The sequence below is a fragment of the Bacillus sp. TH50 genome (assembly GCF_016650565.1).
GTDB classification, from domain to species: Bacteria; Bacillota; Bacilli; order Bacillales; family Bacillaceae_G; genus Bacillus_A; species Bacillus_A mycoides.
In genome coordinates, this window is sequence record NZ_JAEKFM010000003.1 from 181,367 (window position 1) to 205,703 (window position 24,337).

Here is a 24,337-nt window from a genome sequence, read left to right on the forward strand (position 1 = left end):
TTTATCTCCTTTCTTTTCCAATGTATTAATGCAAAGATGTGTTACTAAATATGTTCTTTATTATATTAGATACTATATTTTTCGAAGTTTTTTTAGTAATTCCTCTATAACAATAAGAAAACCAGCTATGTTGCTATTTGTTTTTTATTAATCTTGTATTTTTTATATAAAATACGGTAAGTGAAATTTTAGAATTTTCAAATAAAAAGAACCTACTTTTGTAGGTTCTTACGATTAAGCTATATGGTTATATTTCGCTAAAAAAGGAACTCGTTTTGATACTAGTGCATACATTTTGAAAATAAATTTTGCTAACGGCTCAAATATACGTGCACTTTGCATTACTAAGCCGCTTGTAATAAATGTTAAGAACGCAGCACCAAGTATATCTAGAGGATAATGAACGCCTACGTACATGCGTGATACACCGACTAATATTGCCCATATTAACGCGATATATTTAAGTTTTTCTCCTCTTAGAATAAATACGAAAGCAATCGAAAATACGAGTACAGAATGATCACTTACAAATGATGAATCTGCTGCATGCGGTACTAATTGATTTACATGCTGTGTTATAAAAGGACGCGGATGGTAATATACCGCATGTATAAGAACATTTACTAATAATGCAATACTAACTGAAAGTGTCGTATATAACACTGTATATTGTTTTCTAATTGCATTCTCTTTCTTTCCGTTATTGAACCATAGGATAAGCATAAATAGAATAGCTACATATGCAGCACTATTTGTAATAGCGATCATTAGCGTATCTAATAGCTTGGATGATCCAGCAAAGTTATTAATCCATTGAAATACTGTGTAATTCATATTACTCTCTCCTTATTATTACTCATTGTACTTTAAATAAAGATACAAGTGTTCTTGATTTACACAGTATACAACATCAATATGAAAATGGGCTTAAACTTTTCTCATCAAATTCTCATTTTGCTACTATTCATTTGACAATGGTGTAACTATTTACACGAGCTAAATATGTATAAAGGTTGTAAACCATTTTAAATAGTATGGTGAACACTCTATGCATGGATATAATACATAACATATTCATTTAAATATATTAGTTACGAAATCATATTCTTATTCCATACGAAGGGCAATATTACCGAATTGTTCTCCTTGCTGCATTCGATTTAAAGATTGGATTGCTTCTTCTAATGGATATACTTTATCAATAATTGGTTTAATATTATGTTTCTCTATAAAATGAACCATCTCATTAAATTCTTCACGGCTTCCCATTGATGTTCCCATAATATCAATTTGATTATAAAATAATGCTCGTAACGGTAATTCGATTTTATCTCCTGAACTTGCACCAAAGTTAACGATTCTTCCATTTGGTTTTAATATATCAAAATATTTTAAGAAAGTCGCCGGACCTATACTATCTATAATTAAATCCACTTTTTCTCCATGTAGGCACTCGTCCCAATTACCAGAACTATTAAAAGAAAAGTCTGCTCCATATTTTTCAGCAGCCTTTCTTTTGTCCTCTATCCTTGAAGTAACACTCACCTTTGCTCCAATTGCTTTAGCAAATAACATAGCATAAGTAGCTACACCACCGCCGATTCCCGGAATTAGGACATGTTCTTCAGGTTTTAATCTACCTTTTGTAAAAAGCGCTCTATATGCAGTTAATGCCGATAAAGATAAAACGCCAGATTCTTCCCACGTAAGATATGATGGCTTTTCCACTACATTTTCTGCTGGTACAATAACATATTCAGCAAATGTTCCATCTGCTGGTCCACCTAGTACTTCAGGTAACTCTGGTATTTCATGAGTATTATTCCATCCAATACTAGGGTTAATAATAACCTCGGTATGTAGTGAAATATTTGAAACTCCTTCTCCTAGTTCTATAACAATACCTGCACCATCTGACCCTAAAACTAATGGTAGTTCCATTTCTTTTCTATTATTCATTATAAATAAATCACGATGATTTAAACCTGCTGCTTTTAATTTCACTTTAACCTCTCCAATGTTAGGAGTTATCTCAGGCGATAATTTATATTCTAAACCTTCTAATCCTTTTTTATGTTGATGTACAATAGCTTTCATTAATAATCCCCCTTAATAATTTTAATGTACTAAAAATATCGAAATAAATAAAATAATCTGATTGTAACAACTGGAAAATAATAAAAATCATTATGATGAAAAAAATCCTCCCCACACTTTTTTGTAGGAAGGACTTTAATTGATACTATTTATACTTTGTTAATACTCTTTTTGGCCACTGTTAATATATTTTGAATAAACGGTGCTTTTGCATTTGTATATGAAACACGATCAAAAGGATAGGTAGCAGCAAGCATCTCTTTTAATTTTCTATATTCTTCACGTGCCCACTCATGATTTATTAGAAAGTCTCGAAATAAAAGGTTGTTCCTCCATTCCTCGCTATTATAAATATAAACATGTAAATGGTGGGTACCAGCTCTCCATTTACCCTTCCTAAAAAAACGCCAATTAGGTGTTTCTTTTGGAACATATTCATATCCAATTTCCGTAAGTTTTTCAGTCCAATTTTCGGTGATTTGTAAATTTGTGACGCCGATCATCATATCAATAAGAGGTTTAGCCCCTAATCCTTCTACGGCCGTGCTTCCTATATGTTCAATAGCAATAATTTCTTCATGGAGTAAAGGCACAATTTTATTTTTTTCATTTAAAAACTCTGTATGCCAATATTGTTGGTACGGTTTAATTATGATTTTTCCATCCATTTGCTTTCCTCCTTATAACTATATATTATTATATTTATAAAATTTAAGTTTATAAATATAGGGATTTCACAAAATATGTCGAATACTGTAATGGACAACTTAATTATATTAAATTTGAGGTGAATTATGAAAGATATTCCAGTTAAAATTCAGTTAGATACTATAACATTCCAACTAAAAAAACATCATAATTTTGATTGGCTTACAACACTAGGTACAGTATTTGCGGTTTTTGACCAACAAGATTCCGGTAATATAAGTTTTGGTGTTGAAAAGAATGGGAAAAAGAACTTTATAAAATATGCAGGGGCACAAACACTCGTATATAATGCTTCTACAAATGAAGCTATACAAAGATTAAAAAGCTCAGTTACTATATACAATGAATTAAAACACGTTTCTCTTATAAATTTAATTGATCACTACCCTGTACAGCATGGATATGTTTTAATTTTCGATTGGTTTGACGGTGAATGTCTTCACTCGCACTGGAGTTTCCCACCCCCAGCAAAATATAATGATCCTAACTCACCATTTTATAAATATAAAAAATTATCCGTTAAAAATAGGCTAGTTTCATTAAATTCTATTTTTAATTTCCATACTTACGTTGAACACAAAAACTATGTAGCTATTGATTTTTATGACGGTAGTATTTTGTACAACTTTAAAACTAATGAAACAAAAATTTGTGATATTGATTTATACAGTAACAAACCGTATGTAAATAAGATGGGACGAATGTGGGGGTCATCTCGTTTTATGTCACCTGAAGAGTTTCAACTTAACTCTATAATAGACGGACAAACAAACGTATTTAATATGGGGGCTATAGCTTTTGCACTACTAGGTGGCGGGCAAGATCGTTCCTTTATGAAATGGGAAGCTAGTGAAGGCTTATATGAAGTAGCATACCGTGCTGTAAATGAAAATCGTAGTGAGCGCTATGCGTCAATGGAAGAGTTTAATAATGCATGGTTAAAAGCCTATAACACTGAAAATCTATAAAAACTAAATACATTGTAAAAGTACATGTAAAACTTGTACTTTTATAATGTATAATACATATGGGATTGAAATTCAGGATAACGGAGCATGTATTATGAACTTTGTTTACATTAATCAAAATGTTTTAAATAATCTTCTTTATATTTTAAGCAGTATATTTGTTTTTTATTTTATTTATGATAGTGGGTATTTTGGGAAGAAATATAAGAAACTACTTATCATTCTTTGTACGAGTATCCCACTAATTTTATGTATGCGGTACCCCATCTATATGGATGAAAATTATATTCACGATTTAAGACAAATCCCCTTTTTAATTGGTACACTTTATGGTGGATTTCCAGTCGGTATTGCATTACTCATGATTTTATTAATAATACGTTTTATGTTTTATGGTTTTAGCCTGTTAACAATCATTGTTTATGGAACGATGTTAATAATTACAGCATTCGCATCCTCAAAATTTAATACATACAATAGGAAAATAAAAGTAACTTCATCTATGTTTTTAACTTTTTTCCTTGCAATATTTACAACAGTAATTGTTTTAACTCTATCAGATTTTGAAGTGAATAATTTGTACATTATTTATTTCATTCTATTACCAACTATTTTAATATTATTTATGGTCTATTTTAATGAGGTTTTAAAAGATGCAATATTTATGCGATCAAAATTAATAAAAGTTGAAAAAATGGAGATTGTCAGCCAACTCGCTGCAAGTATTTCACATGAAGTAAGGAATCCATTGACTGTTGTAAAAGGATTTACACAACTTTTAAAAACACCCAATATAACTCAACAATCCAAAGATGAGTATATTGAACATATTCTTGAAGAGTTAAATCGTGCACAAGCAATTATTGATGATTACTTAACTTTTGCCAAACCGGCTTCAGAAAAACTAGATCATATTTCAGTGGAGCACGAGTTAAATCGAGTTATTAATATGATGTTGCCTTTTTGTAACATGAATACTATTAATATTACAAAAGAGTTCTCAGAGGGAACAATTATTGGTAATACACAGCACTTCCATCAATGTTTTTTAAATTTAATAAAAAACAGTATAGAAGCAATGCCATGTGGCGGTAATCTAATTATTTCTGCAACTGTTAGCAATAATAAGGTTATAATAAGGATTCAAGATAGTGGAGTTGGAATGTCGCAAGAGCAAATTAATCGATTTGGCGAACCATATTTTAGTACAAAAACGAAAGGTACTGGTTTAGGTACGATGGTTGCTGTTAAAATTATTGAAACGATGCGAGGCAGTTTAAAAATCCGAAGTATCGTTAATAAAGGAACTACTTTAACTATTACATTCCCAAAATATAATAATGAGAGCACGTTGCATAATAAATAAAAAAGGAGCATAATGGCTCCTTTTTTATTTCGATACAAAAAGTATCTGCTATGTTTTTTAAATTTACATTTAGAAGAGACTAATTAGAAATTAGTACCCTTAGCTCCAACAGCTACATCCAACAATAATTAATAAAATAAATAACACAACTAATAAAGCGAAACCTCCACCAAAACCACAAGAACCGCCGAAACTCATATTTTTTCCTCCTTTTGGTTTGAAAACTAATAGGTAGTTGATCATTTTAACTGGTTCGTATTATACAGTATGTATATCTCCCTTTTTTGAGCATGTCTTCATAAAAATTAGTAAAAGCACTCTATTGAGAGTGCTTTAAAATGGGTACCAGAAGTTTTGGAATACATTCAGCTTTAAGTAAACTGCAATAATCAAAATGATAATACCAACAAAAAGTGTGATGTAATCCTCCTTTTGTGCGTCCTTTGCATAGTACCACGTTCGTTTATCCTTTTTTCCAAAACCTCTTAAATCCATTGCATTTGAAACAGTATCAATCCTTTCTAATGAATGAATAATAAGTGGCCAAAAAATTAAAACACGGTTTTTCATACGAATCCACAAGCTCGCTTCTCCTTTTTCAAAAGGTACGCCTCTTGCTTCCTGTGCGTGTCTAATGATTATATATTCAGATTGAATGCTCGGTATATAACGCAGTGCAATATTTATTGCATATGTAATTTTATAAGGAACAGCAAATTTATTTAAGCTGCTCACAAATTCACTTGGATGAGTTGTATAAATAAAAAGAAGTGTAAATGGTAATAACGTAAAATATTTCAATGAAAGTGTAGCTGCATAAAATAAAGTTTCATATGTAATTGTTGCATAACCTATATAAAAAAGAGGTATACGATCCCGTTAATTCCGATCCATGGGTAGGCGTAATGAAAAGAATCATAACGGAATTTAATAAACTAAATGTAAATATAACGCTGAAAATAACTATAATTTTACGCAATTGAATTTTTGCAATTAAGAGGCCGATACATCCAACAATAAATAAAATTAGCAATATACGAAAATCAAAAAATAAAAAAGTAAGTGTCATACAAAATATAAATAAAGATAATTTAATTGCACCATCCATACGATAAAAATACGTATTATGCATATTCCTCCCTCCTATTAGCTTCAATATAAAGTTTCACAAATGTTTCTGGAGTTGGAATTCCGCTTAATTTAGCTAGTTTTATTAATGAAATCTCCCGTAGATTAGCTCTTTGTAACGTTCCTTGATCCCCTAAAACAGCAGATACAGTATTGTCCGCAATAATTTTCCCTTCATGCAGAACTACCGCTCGATCTGCATATTCTAAAGCAAGATTCATATCGTGTGTGATAATAATAAAGGATATGCCCCTTTCAGCCAGTTTTCTAATAAACGACATAAACTGTTTGTAATGGTAATAATCTTGTCCAGCTGTCGGCTCATCTAATACAATAAGTTTTGGGTTTGTTATAAGTACAGATGCAATAGTAAGCCTCTTTTTTTGTCCATAGCTTAATGCCTGAATTGGCCAGTTACGAAATGGATATAATCCACAAATTTTTAAAGATTTTTCGACTCTTTTCTCAATCTCATCTTTAGAAACCTTTTTTAATTTTAATGAATATGAAACCTCTTCTAAAACAGTAGGCTGTGTAATCATTTGATTTGGGTTTTGCATAACGTAAGAAATAACTTCCCCGCGTTTACGAATAGACCAACAATTTATATTTTCTCCATCGAATGTTATTCTCCCATTCTTCGTTTTATTTATTCCTATAAGAGTATGAGCTAATGTCGATTTCCCTGCTCCATTATGACCCAATAACGCTACTATTTCTCCCTCTCCTATTGAAAGATTGATATCTTCTAAGGCTGTATGTTTGTTATTGTACGTAAATGATAAATTTTCTATCTTGCATAAAGCTTTTTTAATATATTTGTTTTTTGATGAAACTTGCTTATGCATCCAGTTCTTTAATAGGCTATGAATGCCTTCATTACGAAGATTTTCAATTGGAAATACCTTAACATTATTACTATCAAAATTTAATTTCTTTAGCGCCTCTATATAAATAGGTTCTCTTAGTCCGATATTTGGTAATATATTAGAATTTAAAATACTATCCGGTGAACCAACGGCAATAACTTCTCCCTCATCTATTAAAATAATTTTATCTAAATCAAGGTTTAAAATTTCTTCTATTCGATGTTCAATAATTACAATTGCTTTATTATATTTCTCATGTATATTTTTAATGAGTTCTATTGTATTCAAACTACATGCAGGATCCAAATTAGCTAACGGTTCATCAAATAATAATATATCGGCATTTGTCGTTAGCAGACCTGCAAGAGAGACTGTCTGTTTTTGACCTCCTGATAATTCATGCGGACTTTGTATATGAAAGTCCTGCATGCTTACCTTTTTTAAAGAATCTGTAACAATCTTTTTCATTTCTATTTGATTTACACAATCGTTTTCTAATGCAAATGCTACATCCTCTTCGACAGTAAGGCCTATAAATTGTGAATCTTGATCTTGTAATATTGTCCCTACGTGTTTACTCTGTTCAAAAACACTACCTTTTCTCGGATCCTTTCCAGCTATTAAAATGTTACCGGTACTTATCCCTTCGTAAGAAAATGGGATTAGCCCATTTATACAATGAGCTAATGTTGACTTACCTGAACCACTTCGTCCAGCGATAAGTACCTTTTCCCCAGGATATATTTGAAATGTAATATCTTTTAAAGTAGGCTGTGTGGTATGCCTATATTGAAAGGTAAATTGTTCAAAAGAAATAATTGGTTGCATGTATTCATCCCTACTTTTCAATTTTTAAATGTGTATGTTTCTTATTTGATTTCGCTAGACCGATCGTGATTGGTAAGCCAAGAACTAAAAATACGATAACGTCTGCAATTGTTGCGCCTAGTACTTGTATAACTATTTTGTCAAACGGTTCTCCCATCACAATAATATCGAATGCTCCAGCAAATATAATTGCTATGACAATACCAATTAACCCTGCAATTGCAAAATAAGAAATATCACGGTTATTATACGTTCCATGTTTTACACTAAAACCAACTCTTTTTTGTATGAGTCCCATTGCTAAACCAATAATACCTGAACTAATAACCCATCCCCACCAAATACCCCAACCAGCGATCGTATCTGTAACGGTATGACCGATGAGTCCTATTAAAAGTCCTGCTACCGGGCCAAATAACGCTCCAAAAACTGTTAAAATAGCCAATGCGGGTTTAATAAATGTATTCGGTGCGATAGAAAATCCCCAAAGCCCTAATACCCCGTATAGAGCTGCTCCAATTCCAATAGCTACTACTAGCTTTGTCGTTAATTTGTTCATTACAATTCCCCTCTCGTATTATTCAACTTTTAATACTCTATATTTATTTTGAAAATGAATTATGCATCGACACTTCCTTTCTATACAACAAAAAATGACCTCTTAAATAAGAGGTCATTTTCTTTCACGTACAAGAATCCCCTTATCTTTCAAAAGACACATAGTGTCCTCTGCGGAATTAGCACCTTCCTATGTAATTACATAGGGGTTGCTGAGGCTTCAAAGGGCCGTTCCCTCTACCTCTCTGGATAAGTATGTATTTGTAATCTGTATTATGGCACTAACAATAAATAATTTCAATACTTTTCTTACTATTTTTATTTTTCGATAAATAGTTCATTTAAATCATTGTATTCTTATCGGAATTATGAAATAATAAATTCAAAATTGTTACGGGAGGAATGCATGATGAAAGTAATTGGCTTAATTGGCGGACTAAGTTGGGAATCAACATCGTTATATTATAAACATATTAATACACTAACTCTCTCTCAATATGATCAAAATGCGAAGCTTGTTTTATATAGTATGGACTTTGGTGAAGTAACTACATTATTACAAAATCATCAATATGAAGAAGTGAAAAATGAATTAGTCGCAGTAGCAAAAAAAGTAGAACACTCTGGAGCTGAATGTTTACTAATGTGTTCTAATACTGTACATCTATTTGCTGAGGAAGTAGAACAAGCAATATCAATCCCACTTCTTCATATCGGTGATGTAAGTGCTAAAGAAATGGTAGAACAGAATATAAAACGGATCGGATTATTAGGAACGAAACAAACAATGGAAGAAGATTTTTATACATCACGACTAGCAAAATATAACATTGAGACAATCATCCCAAATGACGAAGAAAGAACTTTTATCCATCACGTCATATTAAATGAATTAAGTAGAGGAATTATTTCAGAAACATCAAAAGAAAAACTAATACAAATTACCAATTCATTAATTAATAATGGGGCTGAAGGAATTCTACTTGGCTGTACGGAAATTCCTTTGCTCATTTCCCAAAATGATCTATCTGTTCCTGTTTTTGATACTGCTTATTTACATGCGAATACTGCTGTACAATTTGCTGGATAATAATATAAAAGCATACAGGTAGAGCCTCTATGCTTTTATATTATCCGAACTATTTATTTAAAAGAGCATCAATAACTGCAATGGCTTTTTTGGAACCACCACACTCTAAAAAACTTTCATTCAGTTTTTGAATGCCATGTTTATACTTTTTATTTGAAAGAACGTCTGTTACCGCCTTTTTTAAAGTTTGCACATTAACATGCTCTTTCAATAATCTATGTGCTGCCTCAAGCTCAGTTAATCTTTGCGCTATCATAGGTTGATCTTTATCATGCGGTATTATCACAAATGGGACATTATAATGGATTGCATCGTGCACACTATTCATTCCACCATGTGTAATAAAAACATCTGCTTCACTTAATATTTCTGATTGAGGTACGTAAGGGGTTATAATAAAGTTGTCTGGCGCTTGCTTAATTTTTGAAATATCATTTCTATCACCAATCGCCATTACTACAATCCCTTCGAAATTTGAAAAAGCATCAATACAAGTATTAAAAAATGGTTCGATCCCTTCGAGAAGTGTTCCCATTGAAATATAAATAACTTTCTTTTTTGAAAGCAATTCAAGTGGAAACTTTACATTTGTTTTGCGCTTTATAATACTCGGTCCAATAAAAACATTGTTTTCTCCGAACGAATCGCTATTAGGTTGAAAATAACGACTTGTATACACGAGACTAATATCTCCCTTATTATGCATAAATTGAAGATTATTTTTGGGCTTTACTCCAAATTCATGTTCCATTTGATACAGTAACTTTTCAGAGAGTTCATCGGGTTGGAATTGTATTTCTGCATTTGGATGAAAAGGCAAGGTTTCCAATAATACTGGTGGAATTAAAAATATAGGAGAGGAAACTATGCCTGGAACTTGTAAATATTCCTTTACTAACTCTCCAGCACCAAATATATCATAAACTATGAAATCAAAATTAATGCTTTTACATAATCGTTTCGTAATTTCTAATATGTATAAAGAAGTTTGAACATGTACATGAAAGAAAGTTTTTAATCCATATGAAGTTTCATTATCAATAGAAATCTCCTTTAATAAATCCGGATGAGTATGTACAATGGCTCCCAAAACTTCAAGCCTTTCCTTAAAGCTTTCCGTTGTAATATAGTGTACGTTATCACCTCTTTGAGTAAAGGCCTTTACTAAATTTAATGTAGGATTTACATGTCCCTCTGCAGGGAAATTAACTATTAAAATATTCATCACTTATTTCTCACTCCTACAATTCAATGTTCTTATTAATCGTACTGTTATTATTACAAGCAATCTTCCCTTAATAGTCCCAATATACTTACTACTTTAGGTTGATAAATAATTATCAGACATTGAAAAAGGCATCTACATAAAATGTAGATGCCTAACTGTGATAAGGAGTGTTCTGTGAGGTTAGGATAAGCTTTTCTGCTTGTCCTATGCTATCAATATATGATTTATTTTATAAAACGTGCATATCTAATAGAATTATTTTAACCATTTTATTTGATCAAATGGATAATATACCATTTTCACTTTACCTATTATATTTGACTCATCAATTAGTCCAAGCGTATTCCTACTATCTTTACTATGATTTCAATTATCACCTAACACACATAATTTATGCGTGGGAACTTTCATTTCTCTACAGTTTGAAAAACGATTTGATACTTGTGACATATCTAACTGTATATACGACTCATCACGCTTTTTACCGTTAATATATACCTCATCGTCTCTTAATTGTATGTTATTCCCCGGTAATCCAATAATTCGTTTCACGTAGTATGTAGGCGAGTCTTCTTTTTTTATTATTACAACATCACCATGATGAAAAGAAGAAAAATAGATGCTAGCCTTATTAACTAGTATGCGATTATTCTCATTCAAAGTAGGTTGCATCGAAATTCCTTCTACCATACAAAATAAAAATAACTTATTAATAAAAATAATTCCTATTATAATTAAAATATAGCTACATATTTTTCTCCAATCTTTTAGAATCAATTGCTTCATATATACCTCATTTCTAATCTATTCGTATATTTTAATTCTCTTTAGAGTCATCTATTTTTGGTGCTTCGCCAGTTAATCGCTTATTTTTCAAATCAAAATAAGCATCTAAAACATCTTTTCCAATATCAGAGTTAATACCTGATTTATCATTTATAACCCATGGCACAACAACAGAAAATGCTACTTCTGGATCATCATATGGCGCATATCCTGCTAATGTTAAATTATAGCATTCTCTACGATCGCCTTTCTCATTTCTCCCAATATTACTTTCTCCACCGTATACAGTCTGTGCAGTTCCTGTTTTGCCAGCTGGTTTATATGGTGCTTTTTGGAACGCTCTTACTCCCGTTCCATCCCCTTCTTGGAATACTCTTCTAAATCCTTCTTTTACTTGATTGATATATTCTTCTTTCATATCAATTCTATTTAAAACAACGGGTTCTATTGCATGCACCACTTTACCGATTTCATCCTTTTGAACGGTTTGTTCTCTAATCTCTTGAACAATTTGTGGTTTCATTCGATAACCGCCGTTTGCGATAGTCGAAATATACTGTACAAGCTGAAGTGGTGTATACGTATCATACTGACCAATCGAATAGTCTAGTAAGAAACCAGGTTGATTATCTTTTTTACCAATTTGTCCAGCTGTTTCATTCGGTAAATCGATGCCTGTTGGAACACCTAATCCAAATTGCCTGAAATAATATCTCATTTTATCAAAGTATTCTTGTTTAATATTTAATGAACTATTTTTCACATAATCCACACCTGCAATTTTTAATGCTGTATTAAACATATAAACGTTTGAAGAAACTTGTAAAGCTCTTAGATCATCAATATTCCCGAAATCTTTCCAAGATTTTTTCTCCTTAGTACCTTTAAACTTCATAGGTGCATCATAAAAATAAGTACCTGGTGTTATAGATTTCGTCTCGAAACCAGTCAATATTGTTGCACCTTTAACAGTTGATCCAAGCTCATATGAACTTGTCATCGTACCTAAAGCATAATCTTCAATCTCTGTTTTCCCGTCTTTTTCTACTAATTTTTTCCCTGCCATTGATAATACTTGACCATTTTTCGGATTCATCATTACAACGAAAGCACGGTCCAACATCGATTCTGAACCTTTATAGGCCTTTAATATTTTTTCTATGCTCTCTTCTACTTTTCTCTGTAATTCCATATCAATTGTTAACGTTAAATTCTTGCCGCTTTTCCCTTCAGAAACTGTTTCTGTTCTAATTGTATTACCTTGTTTATCAGCAACGCTTCTTACTTCTTTTTTCGTACCATGAAGCACATCTTCGTATTGCTGTTCGATGTAACTTTTCCCAACCCGATCATTCCTGCTATAATCACGCACTAAATAATAATCTAATCGTTCACGTGGTAAACCTTCATCAGCATTCGAAACATTTCCAAGGACTGAACGGAATAAGCCATCATTTACATAGAGTCTCTCCCAATCAACTGAAGCGTCTACACCTGGGAGATTTGCTAAATTTTCACTAATCACAGTATATTCCTTTTCACTAACATCTTTTTTTATAATTTGAGGTGCCATTTGATAACCTGAAGTCATTTTACTTTTAATAGCTAACACTTCTATGTCTTTTGCTGTTAATTCTTGAAGATTTTTTCTGTAACTCGCTTTCTTTTTAACTCTTCTATTTTTTTGTCTAACTCTTTTCCGTTAATATCCTTTTCTCTAAACTTATCTATTTCCTTTTTAGATACTAAATCTTGAGTAAGTTTTGGATTTAACTGCATCCAAAAATCTTTCTTATCTGTCTCATTTAACTTATCTATATCTTCTTGCGGCATTTCAATTATGTCTACAAGTTGTCTTGCAGTTTTTAATATATCTTCTGATTTTACACCTTTCATCTTTGTGTACGTGATCGTGCGTAAAGATGTATTATCAACAACTGGATTCCCTTCTCGATCAAATATTTTCCCACGTGGGACAGATAGGCTCACGGTTGCATTTTCTCTCTTTTCTACTTCATTTTTATAAGTCTCTCCATCGAAAATTTGCACTTTACCTAACTGTATAATCATTGCAGAAAATAATAAAAATACACATAGAAATAAAATATTTAACCGCATCGGTATTGCTCTACCACTTTTTTTCACTTGCTTTTTCACCTTGTCATAATCTCCTCCTTACAGTATTTCTAATAATAATTGAATCTATATATTAAAAGTAGTGCACATTTTCTATACAGTACTTTGTACAAATATTAATATACTGATAAAAACTTAATAGAAATTAAAACAAAGGTTAAGAAAAGGTAAAGTTTACTAAATTAAATATAAAAATACCCAATGAAAAAGTTTAGCTTTTTTCATTGGGTATTTAATCATTTATTTAAGAGTTAATACTAGAACGTATCGATATACATTTATCATCACAATTTGATAGAGATTGTTTACTCTGAATTTTCGGCAAGTAAATAGTTACAGTTGTCCCGACGCCAACCTCACTCATTATACTTATTGTTCCTTGATGACCTTCAATTATTTTATAACTTAACATCAATCCAATACCGGTACCTTTTTCTTTCGTACTATAGAAAGGTTCACCTAATCTTTTAATTCTTTCTTCAGGTATTCCTATTCCTTCATCTATTACACTAATAATGACACCTTTTTTATGTATTTCTTTTATATAGATTGAAATTTTCCCGCCATCTAGCATTGCTTCAATTGAATTTTGCAAAATATTAATAAATACTTGTTTCAATTGATTTTCTGAGCATTCAATGATTATCTCTTTGGAATCTGTAAATAGTTCAACTTGAATATTTGTCATGATTGCTTTTGTGTTCATTAAAGAAACAACATTTTTAAATACTTGATAAATGTTTTTCTTTTCAGTTGGGATTTCATCTGTTTTAGCAATCGATAAAAACTCTTGGAGGATTGCTTCTATTCTTTCTATTTCGGAAAGCATAAGGTCAAAATATTTTTCTTGATCTTCTTTATTAATTTGGAATAACTGTATAAATCCTTTAATTACAGTTAATGGGTTTCTCACTTCATGAGCTACACCGGCTGCTAATTGACCAATTGCCGCAAGTGTATCTGATTTATTTAGCAATTCTTCTGCCTTTTTCCGCTCTGTAATATCGCGGACAATGATCATAATTTTATCTTGTAATAACGGTAAACATCTAGCTTCAAAGAAATCGATACTTCCATTAATTGTTAGAGGATATTCTACAATTACATTCTTTCCTTCTTCTTTCAATTGGCGAATTGCTTCTTGAAATTGCTGTGCTACTGAAGACGGTAAAATTTCGTAAAACTTTTTTCCCATAAAAGCTTCTGCGGGCACGTAAAATTTTGTAGGAGATCCTGCTTTATAATCTATAATTGTCCCATCGTCCTCTGTTAAAAAACATAAATCTGGTAAAGCTTTGAAAATTAATTCTAATTCAGAGGTTTGTTGTTTTAATTGCCCTTCTATCGCTTTTAAATGTGTAATATCTACCCCAACAGCCCAGTAACTAAATCCTGTTACAGGAAACTGCTTTGATATATTGGACCACATTATCGTTTTAATTTCTCCATTTTTACATGTTAAACTCATTTCCCAATCTCTAAAATTTTTTCCACGAGTCAAAAATTTATTTTGTATTTGATGGCGATAATTATGGTCAGGATACAGTAATTGAAGAGCGTTTGGATTCCCAATTATTTCTTCAGCAGTATAACCTGTTACAATCTCGCATTCTCGATTCCACAAAACAAAATCTCCATTATAGTCAAGCGCATCAACCATAACAGGCATGTTTTGTAAAATCGTATGTAGTTCTTCCTCTTTTCGAGAAAGTAACGATGTATTTTTACTTTGAACTGCTTTTTTCACCCCAGTTATAATGAGGTTAGAAAGCATTTCAAAATATTTTTGGCAATTGAAAATTTCGCTTCGTTTGGACCATACAACAAAAGATCCTAAATATTGATTGTATAAGAAAAGGGGGATTTCAATTTTTGGAAGTTTACATACTTTCATTTCATTAATTCCAAATGAAAATATACATTCGTTTTCAGCATCAAGAAGTTGATGTGATATGTTGGTTAATTTATAAAATTGTTCTGCCATGGTTTCTATTGTACTCACATCAATAAGTTCCATTAGCCGCGCATTCATTCCTTTTTCACCTCGATATGTAAAATTTATACAAATTCAAAATTCATACTTCTTCATTATACGAAGAAAGTGCCCCTAGGTATATAGCTGTAGAATAATTATTCAAACAAATTCTATTTTTCAATTAAAAACAGAAAATAATATGGGATTGTTACGCGCTGCTAGTAGCAGTATAAAAATACAATAACCGTAAAATTCACAAAAGTTTCACAACTCTCATGAAAAATATAAACATTTATTCCAATATATTCTATATAATGAGTTGTAATAAGGCTTCTATGAATCTCATAGAATACCTTACTCCTAATAAAAAGAAAAAAAGAATCTATTTGGATTCTTTTTTCTTTTTTATTACATTACATATTTATATAAAGCATGTGCGACACCATGTTCTTCATTTGTTAACGTTTCGTATTGACACATCACTTTTATTTCTTCAACTGCATTTCCCATTGCAATTGATATATTTGCTTTCTCCATCATAGAAACATCGTTTAAGCCATCGCCTATTGCTACAGTGTTTTCAACTGGAATATTAAGATGTTTTGCTAAAGTATATAATCCATTTCCTTTTTGAGCATCTCGATGATTAATCTCTAAATTATGCCAATAGGAAGATGTAATAGCTAAATCCGTATTATGCAGAAATGTTTCTTTTAATTTTTTTAATTTCTCTATGTCATAAGAAAACGGTAAAAGTTTATGCACATGTATATCCATTTCTACAATTGGTTTACAACTTTCTGTACTATGAAATGCTGTATGCTCAAGATATAATGCAGCAATCGTTTCTAACTCTTTCAAGTTGAAATTTTCTTTTGAATTCTTTACATACTCGATTTCATTTCGTACACTCTCTACTCCATAATCTGGTACATACACACCTTTATTAGTATAAAGTTGATAATACAAATCATTCTCTTCAAGATATTCTATAATCTCTAGTGCTTGCGTATTTTGAATTGGGTATCTCTTCATCATCTTTTTATCTGTATAAATAAGTGCACCATTTTCAGCAATAATCGGACATTCTAAATTCACTTCTAACAATAGTCGTTCAATATCCACAATAGAACGTCCTGTACAAATTGCTACAACATGGCCAGCTTCTTGACATTTTCGAATTGCTTCTGCATTCTCTTTACTAATCATTTTATTCCCTGAAAGAAGAGTTCCATCTAAATCAATTGCTATTAATTTCATTATTTCTTCACCACTTTCTATAAATACACGAGATCTATTTAACAAAAAGGTATCGTTTTCATATTGAGCTCGTTAAGTACTTCTTATTTATAATTTATGAAAAGCGTTTCAGGTCAAGAAATATTTAAAAATAAAATCAAAAGCTTTTCTTTAAAGAGAAAAGCTTTTGATTTTAAACTATGAACTATAACTAATATATTTTGTCTCACACATATACACATTCTTTTCTTCAGTTGGGACATATACTTTAAACTTTTCTAAACATTTTCCGTAAATATGAATCGTGACAACGCTTTCACATTCAGCTATTTCAAGAATATGACAATCAGCTGGTGGAATGACTTTATCTGTTTCTCCTTCTCCCAAATAAAGATTTCTTGTATGGGTTAAATAAACAAGTGAATTTTCAAGCTGCTTAGTTTGTATAAAGTTCTGCACCATTATCCTTCCTGAAAAAACACCTTCTACTCCCCATGTACCATCATGATCATGTAAAGGTGTAGATTGTCCATCTTTCCATACGAGAGCTAATACTTCAAATCGCTTTAAAGGATCTTCATATAACAAGTGTCGTGCATATTGAGCCGAATTCGCCTTCTGTTTTTCTAGCGGAAGCCATGTTTTTTTTTCTAAAAGTTCTTCTAGTAATTTTTCAATCGCACAAACAATTTGATCTTCTAATAAATTACTATCAATTAAATCCGTTACAGCTTTAATAAATGTTTGAAACGTTTTACTTCCATTACACGTTAACATAAGCATCCTCCTCCACTCTTCTTTCACACACTTCCATACTAAATAGACCACTAAAAATTTACAATTGAGAAATAAAAAACAAGGTACAGTAATTTTGTACCTTGCTGAACGTTTTACCTAGTTTTCAAAAGAATAGGTAAGTATTTTAATGTTTGTTCATTTTCTAATATACATTTTTCTAAATTGAACGATGGAGATAACTCTATTCTTTCAAAGGCATTTATAAAGGTAGTTAATGCAATCTCAGCTTCTAAACGTGCAAGTGGCGCCCCTAAGCAAAAATGAGGACCTTTACCAAAGGTTAAATGCTTTTCATTTCCTATTCTGTGTAAATTAAATTTAGAAGCTTGTAAGAACTTTTTCTCATCTAAATTTGCTGCACTAACCCACGCAACAATCATTTGATCCTTTTTCATAAAAGGTCCAAATATATTTGTGTCCGCAGTAATCCTCCTAGCTAATGTAATGGGAAAGCGATAGCGTAAAACTTCCTCAATCGCTTTTGAAATTAACGTAGGTTCTTTTCTTAACTCTTCATATATTCCAGGTGAATCTACTAAAAAGAAATAAAAGCTGTTAATAATTAAATTTGTAGTTGTTTCATTACCTGCCGCTAATAAACCTAAAGAAAAAGTAACTATTTCTTCATCGGTTAATCTTTCGCCTTCATATTCAGCTCGTATTAAATCTGAAATAATATCGTCGGTTAAATGATATCTTTTCTCTTGAACAATTGGAAGCAGGTACGTTTTAAATTCATTTAACGCAATTCCTTTTTCTACATCCAAATCGTCAAATTTTTCTTTACTATATGGCATAAATAAAATATCAGACCATTCTTTAATCTTTTTACGATCCGTTGTTGGCACTCCTAATAAATCGGATATGACGGTAACAGGTAAAGGTGCAGCAAACTCTTCAACGATATTAATCTCACTATATTTTCCGATATTTTGTACAAGTTCATTTGCGATAGACTGATATGTAAATATAATAAAAAACGAATGATTAATAGAAATATTCTACGCCACTCGTTTTTTATCGGACTTCTTTTTACTGTACTTTTATTTTCTTTATGAGTTATTAGAAAAATAATTGTCTATATAAGTCTTTATTTTTTCAAAATCCTTTTCCATAAATAAGATTGCTGGTACTTCAATTATTGGAAGATTATTTTCATTATCAAAAGGTGGACACGGTTTGGGAACTACCAAATAGTCAACTGAGTTTTTATCCCTAATATAATTAATTGAAATATCATAATACTTAGAAAAATATCCCTTCAAATCATCCTGATTCCTTAAAAATGGTAGAGAAAATATTGAACCATAATTTATACCAGCGTCGACAATTAATACAAAGCATATTTTTTTCATGATACACCCTCCTCGTATAATAAGTTTTAAGTTAATAACTGTTCCTTGAAAATTAAATAGTTTTTATCTTCAAGAGCTACATCAAAAAAATGATGTATGGGTAAAATTTAGTCTTGGATAAGGTAACACTGATAAAAACAGGTTTCCTTTTTCTTTATATTCAATTAAATTATATCATTATTTTACATGAATTTTCAGACTTTGTTTTTTTATTTTATTGGTAAACTTATGCTTAGCATGAATTGGAGGGATATATATGATAGATTATAGAATAATTTCAAAAGAAAACTATTCAAATAAGATTGGAGAGCTTGTAACAATGCTTGAACATACAAGAGATGTTACATTGAGCGAAATCTCCAATTTAAACCAAAGTGATTTAGATTTCTTACCAAACGGTAGTTCAAACACTATTGGTTCTCTCTTATCACATATTGCAGCGATGGAGTTTGTTCATCAAGTTATCTCGTTTGAAAAAAGAGATTTAACTGAAAGTGAATATCTAAAGTGGCGAATTTCTTTAGAACTTGGAGACAAAGCAAGGGAAGGAATAAAAAAGCAATCTTTAGATTATTATTTGAATGAATTATCACAAGTTAGAGAAAATACACTAACATATCTGAAATCAAAACAAGATAGCTGGTTATTCGAGGAAAACAAGTGGGATAATGGTGTGCCTTATAATAATTACTACTTGTGGTTTCACGTTATGGAAGACGAAATTAATCATCGTGGACAAATAAGAACAATTAAGCGATTGATGGGAATGAATAAATAAATCTTATTCAACCAAAGGGTGCTTTACTTGAGAAAGTCACTAGAAGAGTCAAATGATAACTATGAACTGCCCCCAATTGCTAGGTTTTGTTTAACAATTGGGGGCAGTTCATTTATAGCGCATAGGTAATCAGCTTTTTGTTAATCATGAGGTAGATATTTTTAACTAAAAAACCAATAATGGAAATATATTACAGCTTATGACCCGTTTTTACACGTATCTCGGCTGAACCCCATAATACACTGTATCCCGCTCTTCGGCGCTTCGAAAATATGGGGGCTATAATTAAACAAATACATAAACAAGTCGGAAAGCCGAATCGAAATATGTACGACATAACTGAAACAGGAGAAGAAATTTTTTATGAAATGTTAAGAGAGTTTCCCGAAAAGATTGCGACAAATAACGCTGAATTCCTTGTGCGTATCGCGCTATTTGAAAAACTTGATTACGAAGCTAGAAAAGAAATTTTAACAATACGCCAAGACGTACTACATAAACAGCTTACTGCTATTCAATCTTTACGTGTTAGCTCATCTTTTATTACAGAAGTCATTGAATTTAGTAAATCACGTATTGAACATGAATTGCTCTGGATTGCATCACTTATGGAGAAAATATGAAAAAATAAAAAGAAAAGTTAAAAACAATGAATGAAAATGAGATTTATTATCAATACTATAATTAATAAAAGGGCAACCACGATTTGGCTACCCTTCAAAAATTTATACTTCTGGATCAAAAGTTTTGCAATCTGTTTCTTCAGTTGTAGATGCATGTTTACCTTTATGACTTACTACATAAATTGCATCTGCACTACATTTATTGCCGTTAGCCCAAAATTTACAGTTGTTTACTTCACATAAAACGTCTTGTGCCATAGTATCACACCTCCTTGTTCTATTATCATTAACAAAATTCGGAGGTATGATACTCTTTGACATGCATTTTTTATTCCCTTTTTAGTTTTCTTAATGGTTCAATGTCTCCTTGTACAATACCATCTATATTTTCAGTTATTTTTTCAATGTCAAAATGCCACCATTGAATTTGCAATAACTCTTCTACTATTGTATTTGTAAATCGTTCCTTTATTTTATTTGCAGGGTTTCCGCCAACAATTGTATATGGTGCGACGTCTCTAGTCACAACAGATTTTGCTGCAATGATTGCACCATCCCCTATTTTTATTCCAGGCATAATCGTTGTATCCATACCGATCCATACGTCATTTCCTATAACTGTATCCCCTTTGTAAGGTAAATCAGACAAATTAGGTGTATACTTCTCCCACCCATTCCCAAATATATTAAATGGATATGCCGAAAATCCATCCATCCGGTGATTCGCTCCGTTCATAATAAAGGTAACTCCATTTGCAATACAACAAAACTTTCCAATGGTAAGCCTATCTCCAATAAATTCATAATGATATAATACTCGATCTTCAAATGTTTCTCCATCTTTCGCATCATAATAAGAATAGTCACCAACAAATATATTAGATTTCGTTATTGTATTTTTTATAAAATGAACGTTTTGATTTCCTTCAATAGGGTATTTAACATTTGGATTAGGATTCATGTTGCACAGCACTTCCTTTACCATTCATTTCACTTTCTACTGCTATTACTGGCTTTAAATTGTATATAGGCAAAATAAACAATAATCCAATAACAAATAGTAGAGCCGTCCCCTCATACATCGTACCTAATGAAAGCATCTCCTTTAATGAACCAGCTATACTCATCGTTACTACCATTGAACCGGTGAATAGTGGACTTAAAATGCCGTTCACGCGACCAATAAAATCGGTATCGCTATTTTGAATAATGAGCGTATTAATACCAATTTGGATACATGGAAGAGCTAAACCACTAAAAAGTTGTGCCGTAAGTGTCACCCATAAATTTGTGGAGTAGCCTATAATACCAATTCCAATTGCCTGACCGAGCATCCCTACAATTAACATCTTTTGGGGAGCAATGTTTTTCGCAAATACCATCGCTAAAGCTCCGCCAACAATCATTCCCGCACCATTTACTGTTAGTAACCATTGTAAACTCTCTTTTGATAACCCTAACTGCTCAGTCACAATAAAGATGCCTAGTGGCTGAATTAAACCTATACCTAGTCCAGCTGCCATAAAACAAAACCCTAGCAAAGTTAATGCTTTTTTCTTTTTTACATATTTAATACCATCCAGCATTTCCTGTAACAGCGTAATTTCTTTCTTCTCATTATCATTCTCAAGATCTTTCGGAAGAAATAACAACACAGCTGCTGCAAGTAAAAATGCGATACCAGTAATTATTATTGAAATATAGATTCCAAAACTGTGAAAGATAAATGTTCCAATAATCGGTCCTAACACCATAAATATTGCAAATATCGTTTGATATAATGACATCGCTAATTGAATTTGTTCCGTCGATAAGTGTTGTTTAAACAACTTCATTCCAGATGGTTGAGAAAACTGCGAAAGGATCGCAGAGATGAGCGTCACAAAAAACACGATTTTCCACGTTCCAAACATAAGTGTAATTAATACAGCGAATACGGAAATAGAACTTAACGTTTCACACCATATCATTGTCCTCTTCGGCTTCCACCTATCAGCAAAAGTTCCTCCAATAAAGGAAAAAATGAAAATTGGAGCAAATTCAGCAACCGAAATCATTGAAATAGCAAAAGCATCACCTTTCGTCATTTCCATAACATAAAGTAATATCGCAAAGTTACGAACCCAAATTCCAACTTGTAAAAATAATGCTGATGCTAGAATCCCTTGCACAAATCGATTTTTTAATACTTGTGATACCCCATGATTTTGTTTCGTTTCTGCAGTCGTCGACATAAAAAAGCCTCCTATTTCGTGTTCTGAACAGGAGGCAGCACAAATCATATGAAAAGACTATATATTCGCAGTGCGAAACACATCCCTTTTCTATACATGCACATACTAATCCTATTCAGAAGAATATTTCGTTTTTTAACGAAGATCTCTTACAAATAGAATTAGTTGATCATTGGGATGTTTTCACCCTTCCGTTTCGAATTTAAATAACACATACATACTCTATGTTAATCATTTGTCGTGTATGCATGTCTCAATATAACTATTCTAAAAAGACAATGGTAATTCCTCTAAAGAACGCATTAAATAATTACCTTGCCAATTAATTTTTTCACGCTCACCTTTTATTTGTAACGATGGCATTCTTTTAAACAGAGCAGTAATAGCAATCTTTGCTTCCAACCTAGCAAGTGGTGCTCCTAGGCAGAAATGACTACCATGCCCAAAGGCAATATGACGGTTATTTTCTCGTGTAATATCAAATACTTCTGGGTTTTCAAATACTGTTTCATCACGGTTTGCTGAAGCTAATGCGATAATAACCATATCTCCTTTTTGGATTGTTTGGTCATGAATTTGAAACGGCTCAGCCGCCCATCTTGCAGTTGTCACCTCAACTGGAGAATAATAACGCAATCCTTCCTCAATAGCTGAATCAATTAATTCCGGATTTTCTTTTAATAACTGTAATTGCTTCGGATTTTCAAGAAGTGCTAATACCGTATTTGTTATTAAATTCACTGTCGTCTCGTGTCCGGCTACAATTAATAACATGATCATTGAATATAGCTCTCGAGCACTAAGTTTATGCCCTTCATTTTCTGCAAGTATTAACGCACTAACCAAATCTTCTTTTGGATCTTTTCGTTTTACATCAACTATATATTGGAGATATGTAATAAACTCAGATAGTTGTTTTTCGGTTTCTTTTATTTTTTCAGGTGTTTCTGGCGATGCAATGACAGCATGAGACCAAATTCTAAATTTCGCTTGATCCTCTTTTGGAATTCCAAGCATCTCACTTATTACAATAATCGGTAATGGGAATGAATAATCATCCACAAGATTTAATGTACCTTTTCGCTCTATTTCACTTATTAAATCATCCGCTATTCTCTGAATTCTTCCGTCTAATTGTGAAATCATCTTCGGTGTAAAAGCTTTTTGAACTAAAGATCGCAAACGACTGTGGTTAGGTGGGTCCGAATTTAACATGTGCGTTGTTAAATGATCACTATTGTCAACGGAAAGATGCATGTTCTTTGTATCTTGAGGAAACACATTTGCCTGATCTTTTTTTAAGCGATTATCTTTTAAAAGCGGCAGAGCATCTTCATATCTTGTAATGAGCCATTCTTTACCAATTTCAATTTGATTTACAAATAATATAGGCTGCACTTTTCTCGATTCTTTATAAATTTCATAAGCATCTTCTTTAAACTGAGCAGAAGCTAAATTAATGCCATCCTCTATTTTTCGGCCAACCTTATTTTTTATTGACATTACATTCCCTCACTCTCAATTATTTTTAAAAATCAACCCAATATTTGAATTATACTTCAATAAGAACTGA

General features: G+C 31.7%; 20 protein-coding genes, 4 pseudogenes and 1 riboswitch. Of the genes and pseudogenes, 5 read left to right on the plus strand and 19 right to left on the minus strand.

What is annotated here, in order from left to right:
- Positions 1 to 234: 234 nt before the first annotated feature.
- The 3 genes from JFU23_RS00865 to JFU23_RS00875 form a co-directional block, all read right to left on the minus strand.
- The gene (locus tag JFU23_RS00865) at positions 235 to 834 is read right to left on the minus strand and encodes an undecaprenyl-diphosphatase (RefSeq protein ID WP_201031110.1); all 600 of its coding nucleotides are present in this window, start codon (positions 832 to 834) and stop codon (positions 235 to 237) included.
- A gap of 273 nt (positions 835 to 1,107) precedes the next feature.
- Entirely contained in the window at positions 1,108 to 2,097 is a 990-nt protein-coding gene (locus JFU23_RS00870) for a zinc-binding dehydrogenase (RefSeq protein ID WP_201031111.1), read from the minus strand.
- A 149-nt stretch (positions 2,098 to 2,246) separates the two neighbouring features.
- The gene (locus JFU23_RS00875) at positions 2,247 to 2,765 is read right to left on the minus strand and encodes a GrpB family protein (protein WP_201031112.1); all 519 of its coding nucleotides are present in this window, start codon (positions 2,763 to 2,765) and stop codon (positions 2,247 to 2,249) included.
- Positions 2,766 to 2,891: 126 nt separating this feature from the next.
- Between JFU23_RS00875 and JFU23_RS00880 the strand changes: the two genes are divergently transcribed.
- Entirely contained in the window at positions 2,892 to 3,773 is an 882-nt protein-coding gene (locus JFU23_RS00880) for a protein kinase family protein (protein WP_201031113.1), read from the plus strand.
- Positions 3,774 to 3,819: 46 nt separating this feature from the next.
- Positions 3,820 to 5,139 carry a sensor histidine kinase gene (locus JFU23_RS00885; RefSeq protein ID WP_002141985.1) on the plus strand — a complete coding sequence of 440 codons (1,320 nt, stop codon included), beginning with the start codon at positions 3,820 to 3,822 and terminating at the stop codon, positions 5,137 to 5,139.
- A gap of 99 nt (positions 5,140 to 5,238) precedes the next feature.
- Here the strand turns inward: JFU23_RS00885 and JFU23_RS00890 are convergent, their stop codons facing one another.
- The 4 genes and pseudogenes from JFU23_RS00890 to JFU23_RS00905 form a co-directional block, all read right to left on the minus strand.
- Positions 5,239 to 5,337, minus strand: a complete 99-nt coding sequence (locus tag JFU23_RS00890; protein ID WP_000007808.1) for a YjcZ family sporulation protein — start codon at positions 5,335 to 5,337, stop codon at positions 5,239 to 5,241.
- Between the two features lie 135 nt (positions 5,338 to 5,472).
- A pseudogene (locus tag JFU23_RS00895) lies at positions 5,473 to 6,271 on the minus strand (energy-coupling factor transporter transmembrane component T family protein).
- Complete coding sequence (locus JFU23_RS00900; protein WP_201031114.1) at positions 6,264 to 7,964, minus strand: ABC transporter ATP-binding protein; 1,701 nt, start codon at positions 7,962 to 7,964, stop codon at positions 6,264 to 6,266. Before JFU23_RS00900 ends, JFU23_RS00895 begins: the two are co-directional and overlap by 8 nt.
- Positions 7,965 to 7,974: 10 nt before the next feature.
- Positions 7,975 to 8,523, minus strand: a complete 549-nt coding sequence (locus tag JFU23_RS00905; protein WP_002127640.1) for an ECF-type riboflavin transporter substrate-binding protein — start codon at positions 8,521 to 8,523, stop codon at positions 7,975 to 7,977.
- A 139-nt stretch (positions 8,524 to 8,662) separates the two neighbouring features.
- Positions 8,663 to 8,778: riboswitch (SAM riboswitch) on the minus strand.
- Between the two features lie 150 nt (positions 8,779 to 8,928).
- Here JFU23_RS00905 and JFU23_RS00910 point away from each other — a divergent pair.
- Positions 8,929 to 9,612, plus strand: coding sequence for an aspartate/glutamate racemase family protein (locus JFU23_RS00910; RefSeq protein WP_002127641.1), 684 nt, complete (start codon positions 8,929 to 8,931; stop codon positions 9,610 to 9,612).
- 49 nt (positions 9,613 to 9,661) lie between these two features.
- On the opposite strand, the gene JFU23_RS00915 is transcribed toward JFU23_RS00910, so the two are convergent.
- The 8 genes and pseudogenes from JFU23_RS00915 to JFU23_RS00950 form a co-directional block, all read right to left on the minus strand.
- Entirely contained in the window at positions 9,662 to 10,840 is a 1,179-nt protein-coding gene (locus JFU23_RS00915; RefSeq protein ID WP_201031115.1) for a macrolide family glycosyltransferase, read from the minus strand.
- Positions 10,841 to 11,095: 255 nt separating this feature from the next.
- Positions 11,096 to 11,626, minus strand: a pseudogene (gene lepB, locus JFU23_RS00920) (signal peptidase I).
- A 31-nt stretch (positions 11,627 to 11,657) separates the two neighbouring features.
- A pseudogene (locus tag JFU23_RS00925) lies at positions 11,658 to 13,783 on the minus strand (peptidoglycan D,D-transpeptidase FtsI family protein).
- Between the two features lie 223 nt (positions 13,784 to 14,006).
- Positions 14,007 to 15,794, minus strand: a complete 1,788-nt coding sequence (locus tag JFU23_RS00930) for an ATP-binding protein (protein WP_201031116.1) — start codon at positions 15,792 to 15,794, stop codon at positions 14,007 to 14,009.
- A gap of 351 nt (positions 15,795 to 16,145) precedes the next feature.
- On the minus strand, positions 16,146 to 16,997 hold the full coding sequence (locus JFU23_RS00935) for a Cof-type HAD-IIB family hydrolase (RefSeq protein WP_201031117.1): 852 nt from the start codon (positions 16,995 to 16,997) through the stop codon (positions 16,146 to 16,148).
- 177 nt (positions 16,998 to 17,174) lie between these two features.
- Positions 17,175 to 17,753 (minus strand): cysteine dioxygenase family protein, encoded by a 579-nt coding sequence (locus JFU23_RS00940; RefSeq protein ID WP_201031118.1) that lies wholly within the window; start codon positions 17,751 to 17,753, stop codon positions 17,175 to 17,177.
- Positions 17,754 to 17,866: 113 nt separating this feature from the next.
- A pseudogene (locus JFU23_RS00945) lies at positions 17,867 to 18,733 on the minus strand (cytochrome P450); the annotation flags it as partial.
- Between the two features lie 93 nt (positions 18,734 to 18,826).
- On the minus strand, positions 18,827 to 19,129 hold the full coding sequence (locus JFU23_RS00950; RefSeq protein ID WP_002142659.1) for a hypothetical protein: 303 nt from the start codon (positions 19,127 to 19,129) through the stop codon (positions 18,827 to 18,829).
- Between the two features lie 256 nt (positions 19,130 to 19,385).
- On the opposite strand from JFU23_RS00950, the gene JFU23_RS00955 reads away from it, so the two are divergent.
- Positions 19,386 to 19,907 carry a DinB family protein gene (locus JFU23_RS00955; RefSeq protein WP_002168266.1) on the plus strand — a complete coding sequence of 174 codons (522 nt, stop codon included), beginning with the start codon at positions 19,386 to 19,388 and terminating at the stop codon, positions 19,905 to 19,907.
- A gap of 218 nt (positions 19,908 to 20,125) precedes the next feature.
- Complete coding sequence (locus JFU23_RS00960) at positions 20,126 to 20,530, plus strand: PadR family transcriptional regulator (RefSeq protein WP_307838459.1); 405 nt, start codon at positions 20,126 to 20,128, stop codon at positions 20,528 to 20,530.
- Between the two features lie 102 nt (positions 20,531 to 20,632).
- Here the strand turns inward: JFU23_RS00960 and JFU23_RS00965 are convergent, their stop codons facing one another.
- The 4 genes from JFU23_RS00965 to JFU23_RS00980 all read right to left on the minus strand — a co-directional run bounded on the left by JFU23_RS00965 (position 20,633) and on the right by JFU23_RS00980 (position 24,267).
- Positions 20,633 to 20,788, minus strand: a complete 156-nt coding sequence (locus JFU23_RS00965; protein ID WP_000046089.1) for a DUF1540 domain-containing protein — start codon at positions 20,786 to 20,788, stop codon at positions 20,633 to 20,635.
- Between the two features lie 70 nt (positions 20,789 to 20,858).
- On the minus strand, positions 20,859 to 21,491 hold the full coding sequence (locus JFU23_RS00970; RefSeq protein WP_201031120.1) for a Vat family streptogramin A O-acetyltransferase: 633 nt from the start codon (positions 21,489 to 21,491) through the stop codon (positions 20,859 to 20,861).
- Complete coding sequence (locus JFU23_RS00975) at positions 21,481 to 22,764, minus strand: MFS transporter (RefSeq protein WP_201031121.1); 1,284 nt, start codon at positions 22,762 to 22,764, stop codon at positions 21,481 to 21,483. Before JFU23_RS00975 ends, JFU23_RS00970 begins: the two co-directional genes overlap by 11 nt.
- Positions 22,765 to 23,031: 267 nt before the next feature.
- On the minus strand, positions 23,032 to 24,267 hold the full coding sequence (locus JFU23_RS00980) for a cytochrome P450 family protein (protein WP_201031122.1): 1,236 nt from the start codon (positions 24,265 to 24,267) through the stop codon (positions 23,032 to 23,034).
- Between the last annotated feature and the right edge of the window lie 70 nt (positions 24,268 to 24,337).

Bases quoted from the DNA above. Each gene is read 5' to 3' on its own strand.
- JFU23_RS00865 (WP_201031110.1), bottom strand. From the start codon at position 834: ATGAATTACACAGTATTTCAATGGATTAATAACTTTGCTGGATCATCC.
- JFU23_RS00870 (WP_201031111.1), bottom strand. From the start codon at position 2,097: ATGAAAGCTATTGTACATCAACATAAAAAAGGATTAGAAGGTTTAGAA.
- JFU23_RS00875 (WP_201031112.1), bottom strand. From the start codon at position 2,765: ATGGATGGAAAAATCATAATTAAACCGTACCAACAATATTGGCATACA.
- JFU23_RS00880 (WP_201031113.1), top strand. From the start codon at position 2,892: ATGAAAGATATTCCAGTTAAAATTCAGTTAGATACTATAACATTCCAA.
- JFU23_RS00885 (WP_002141985.1), top strand. From the start codon at position 3,820: ATGTATAATACATATGGGATTGAAATTCAGGATAACGGAGCATGTATT.
- JFU23_RS00890 (WP_000007808.1), bottom strand. From the start codon at position 5,337: ATGAGTTTCGGCGGTTCTTGTGGTTTTGGTGGAGGTTTCGCTTTATTA.
- JFU23_RS00900 (WP_201031114.1), bottom strand. From the start codon at position 7,964: ATGCAACCAATTATTTCTTTTGAACAATTTACCTTTCAATATAGGCAT.
- JFU23_RS00905 (WP_002127640.1), bottom strand. From the start codon at position 8,523: ATGAACAAATTAACGACAAAGCTAGTAGTAGCTATTGGAATTGGAGCA.
- JFU23_RS00910 (WP_002127641.1), top strand. From the start codon at position 8,929: ATGATGAAAGTAATTGGCTTAATTGGCGGACTAAGTTGGGAATCAACA.
- JFU23_RS00930 (WP_201031116.1), bottom strand. From the start codon at position 15,794: ATGAATGCGCGGCTAATGGAACTTATTGATGTGAGTACAATAGAAACC.
- JFU23_RS00935 (WP_201031117.1), bottom strand. From the start codon at position 16,997: ATGAAATTAATAGCAATTGATTTAGATGGAACTCTTCTTTCAGGGAAT.
- JFU23_RS00940 (WP_201031118.1), bottom strand. From the start codon at position 17,753: ATGTTAACGTGTAATGGAAGTAAAACGTTTCAAACATTTATTAAAGCT.
- JFU23_RS00950 (WP_002142659.1), bottom strand. From the start codon at position 19,129: ATGAAAAAAATATGCTTTGTATTAATTGTCGACGCTGGTATAAATTAT.
- JFU23_RS00955 (WP_002168266.1), top strand. From the start codon at position 19,386: ATGATAGATTATAGAATAATTTCAAAAGAAAACTATTCAAATAAGATT.
- JFU23_RS00965 (WP_000046089.1), bottom strand. From the start codon at position 20,788: ATGGCACAAGACGTTTTATGTGAAGTAAACAACTGTAAATTTTGGGCT.
- JFU23_RS00970 (WP_201031120.1), bottom strand. From the start codon at position 21,491: ATGAATCCTAATCCAAATGTTAAATACCCTATTGAAGGAAATCAAAAC.
- JFU23_RS00975 (WP_201031121.1), bottom strand. From the start codon at position 22,764: ATGTCGACGACTGCAGAAACGAAACAAAATCATGGGGTATCACAAGTA.
- JFU23_RS00980 (WP_201031122.1), bottom strand. From the start codon at position 24,267: ATGTCAATAAAAAATAAGGTTGGCCGAAAAATAGAGGATGGCATTAAT.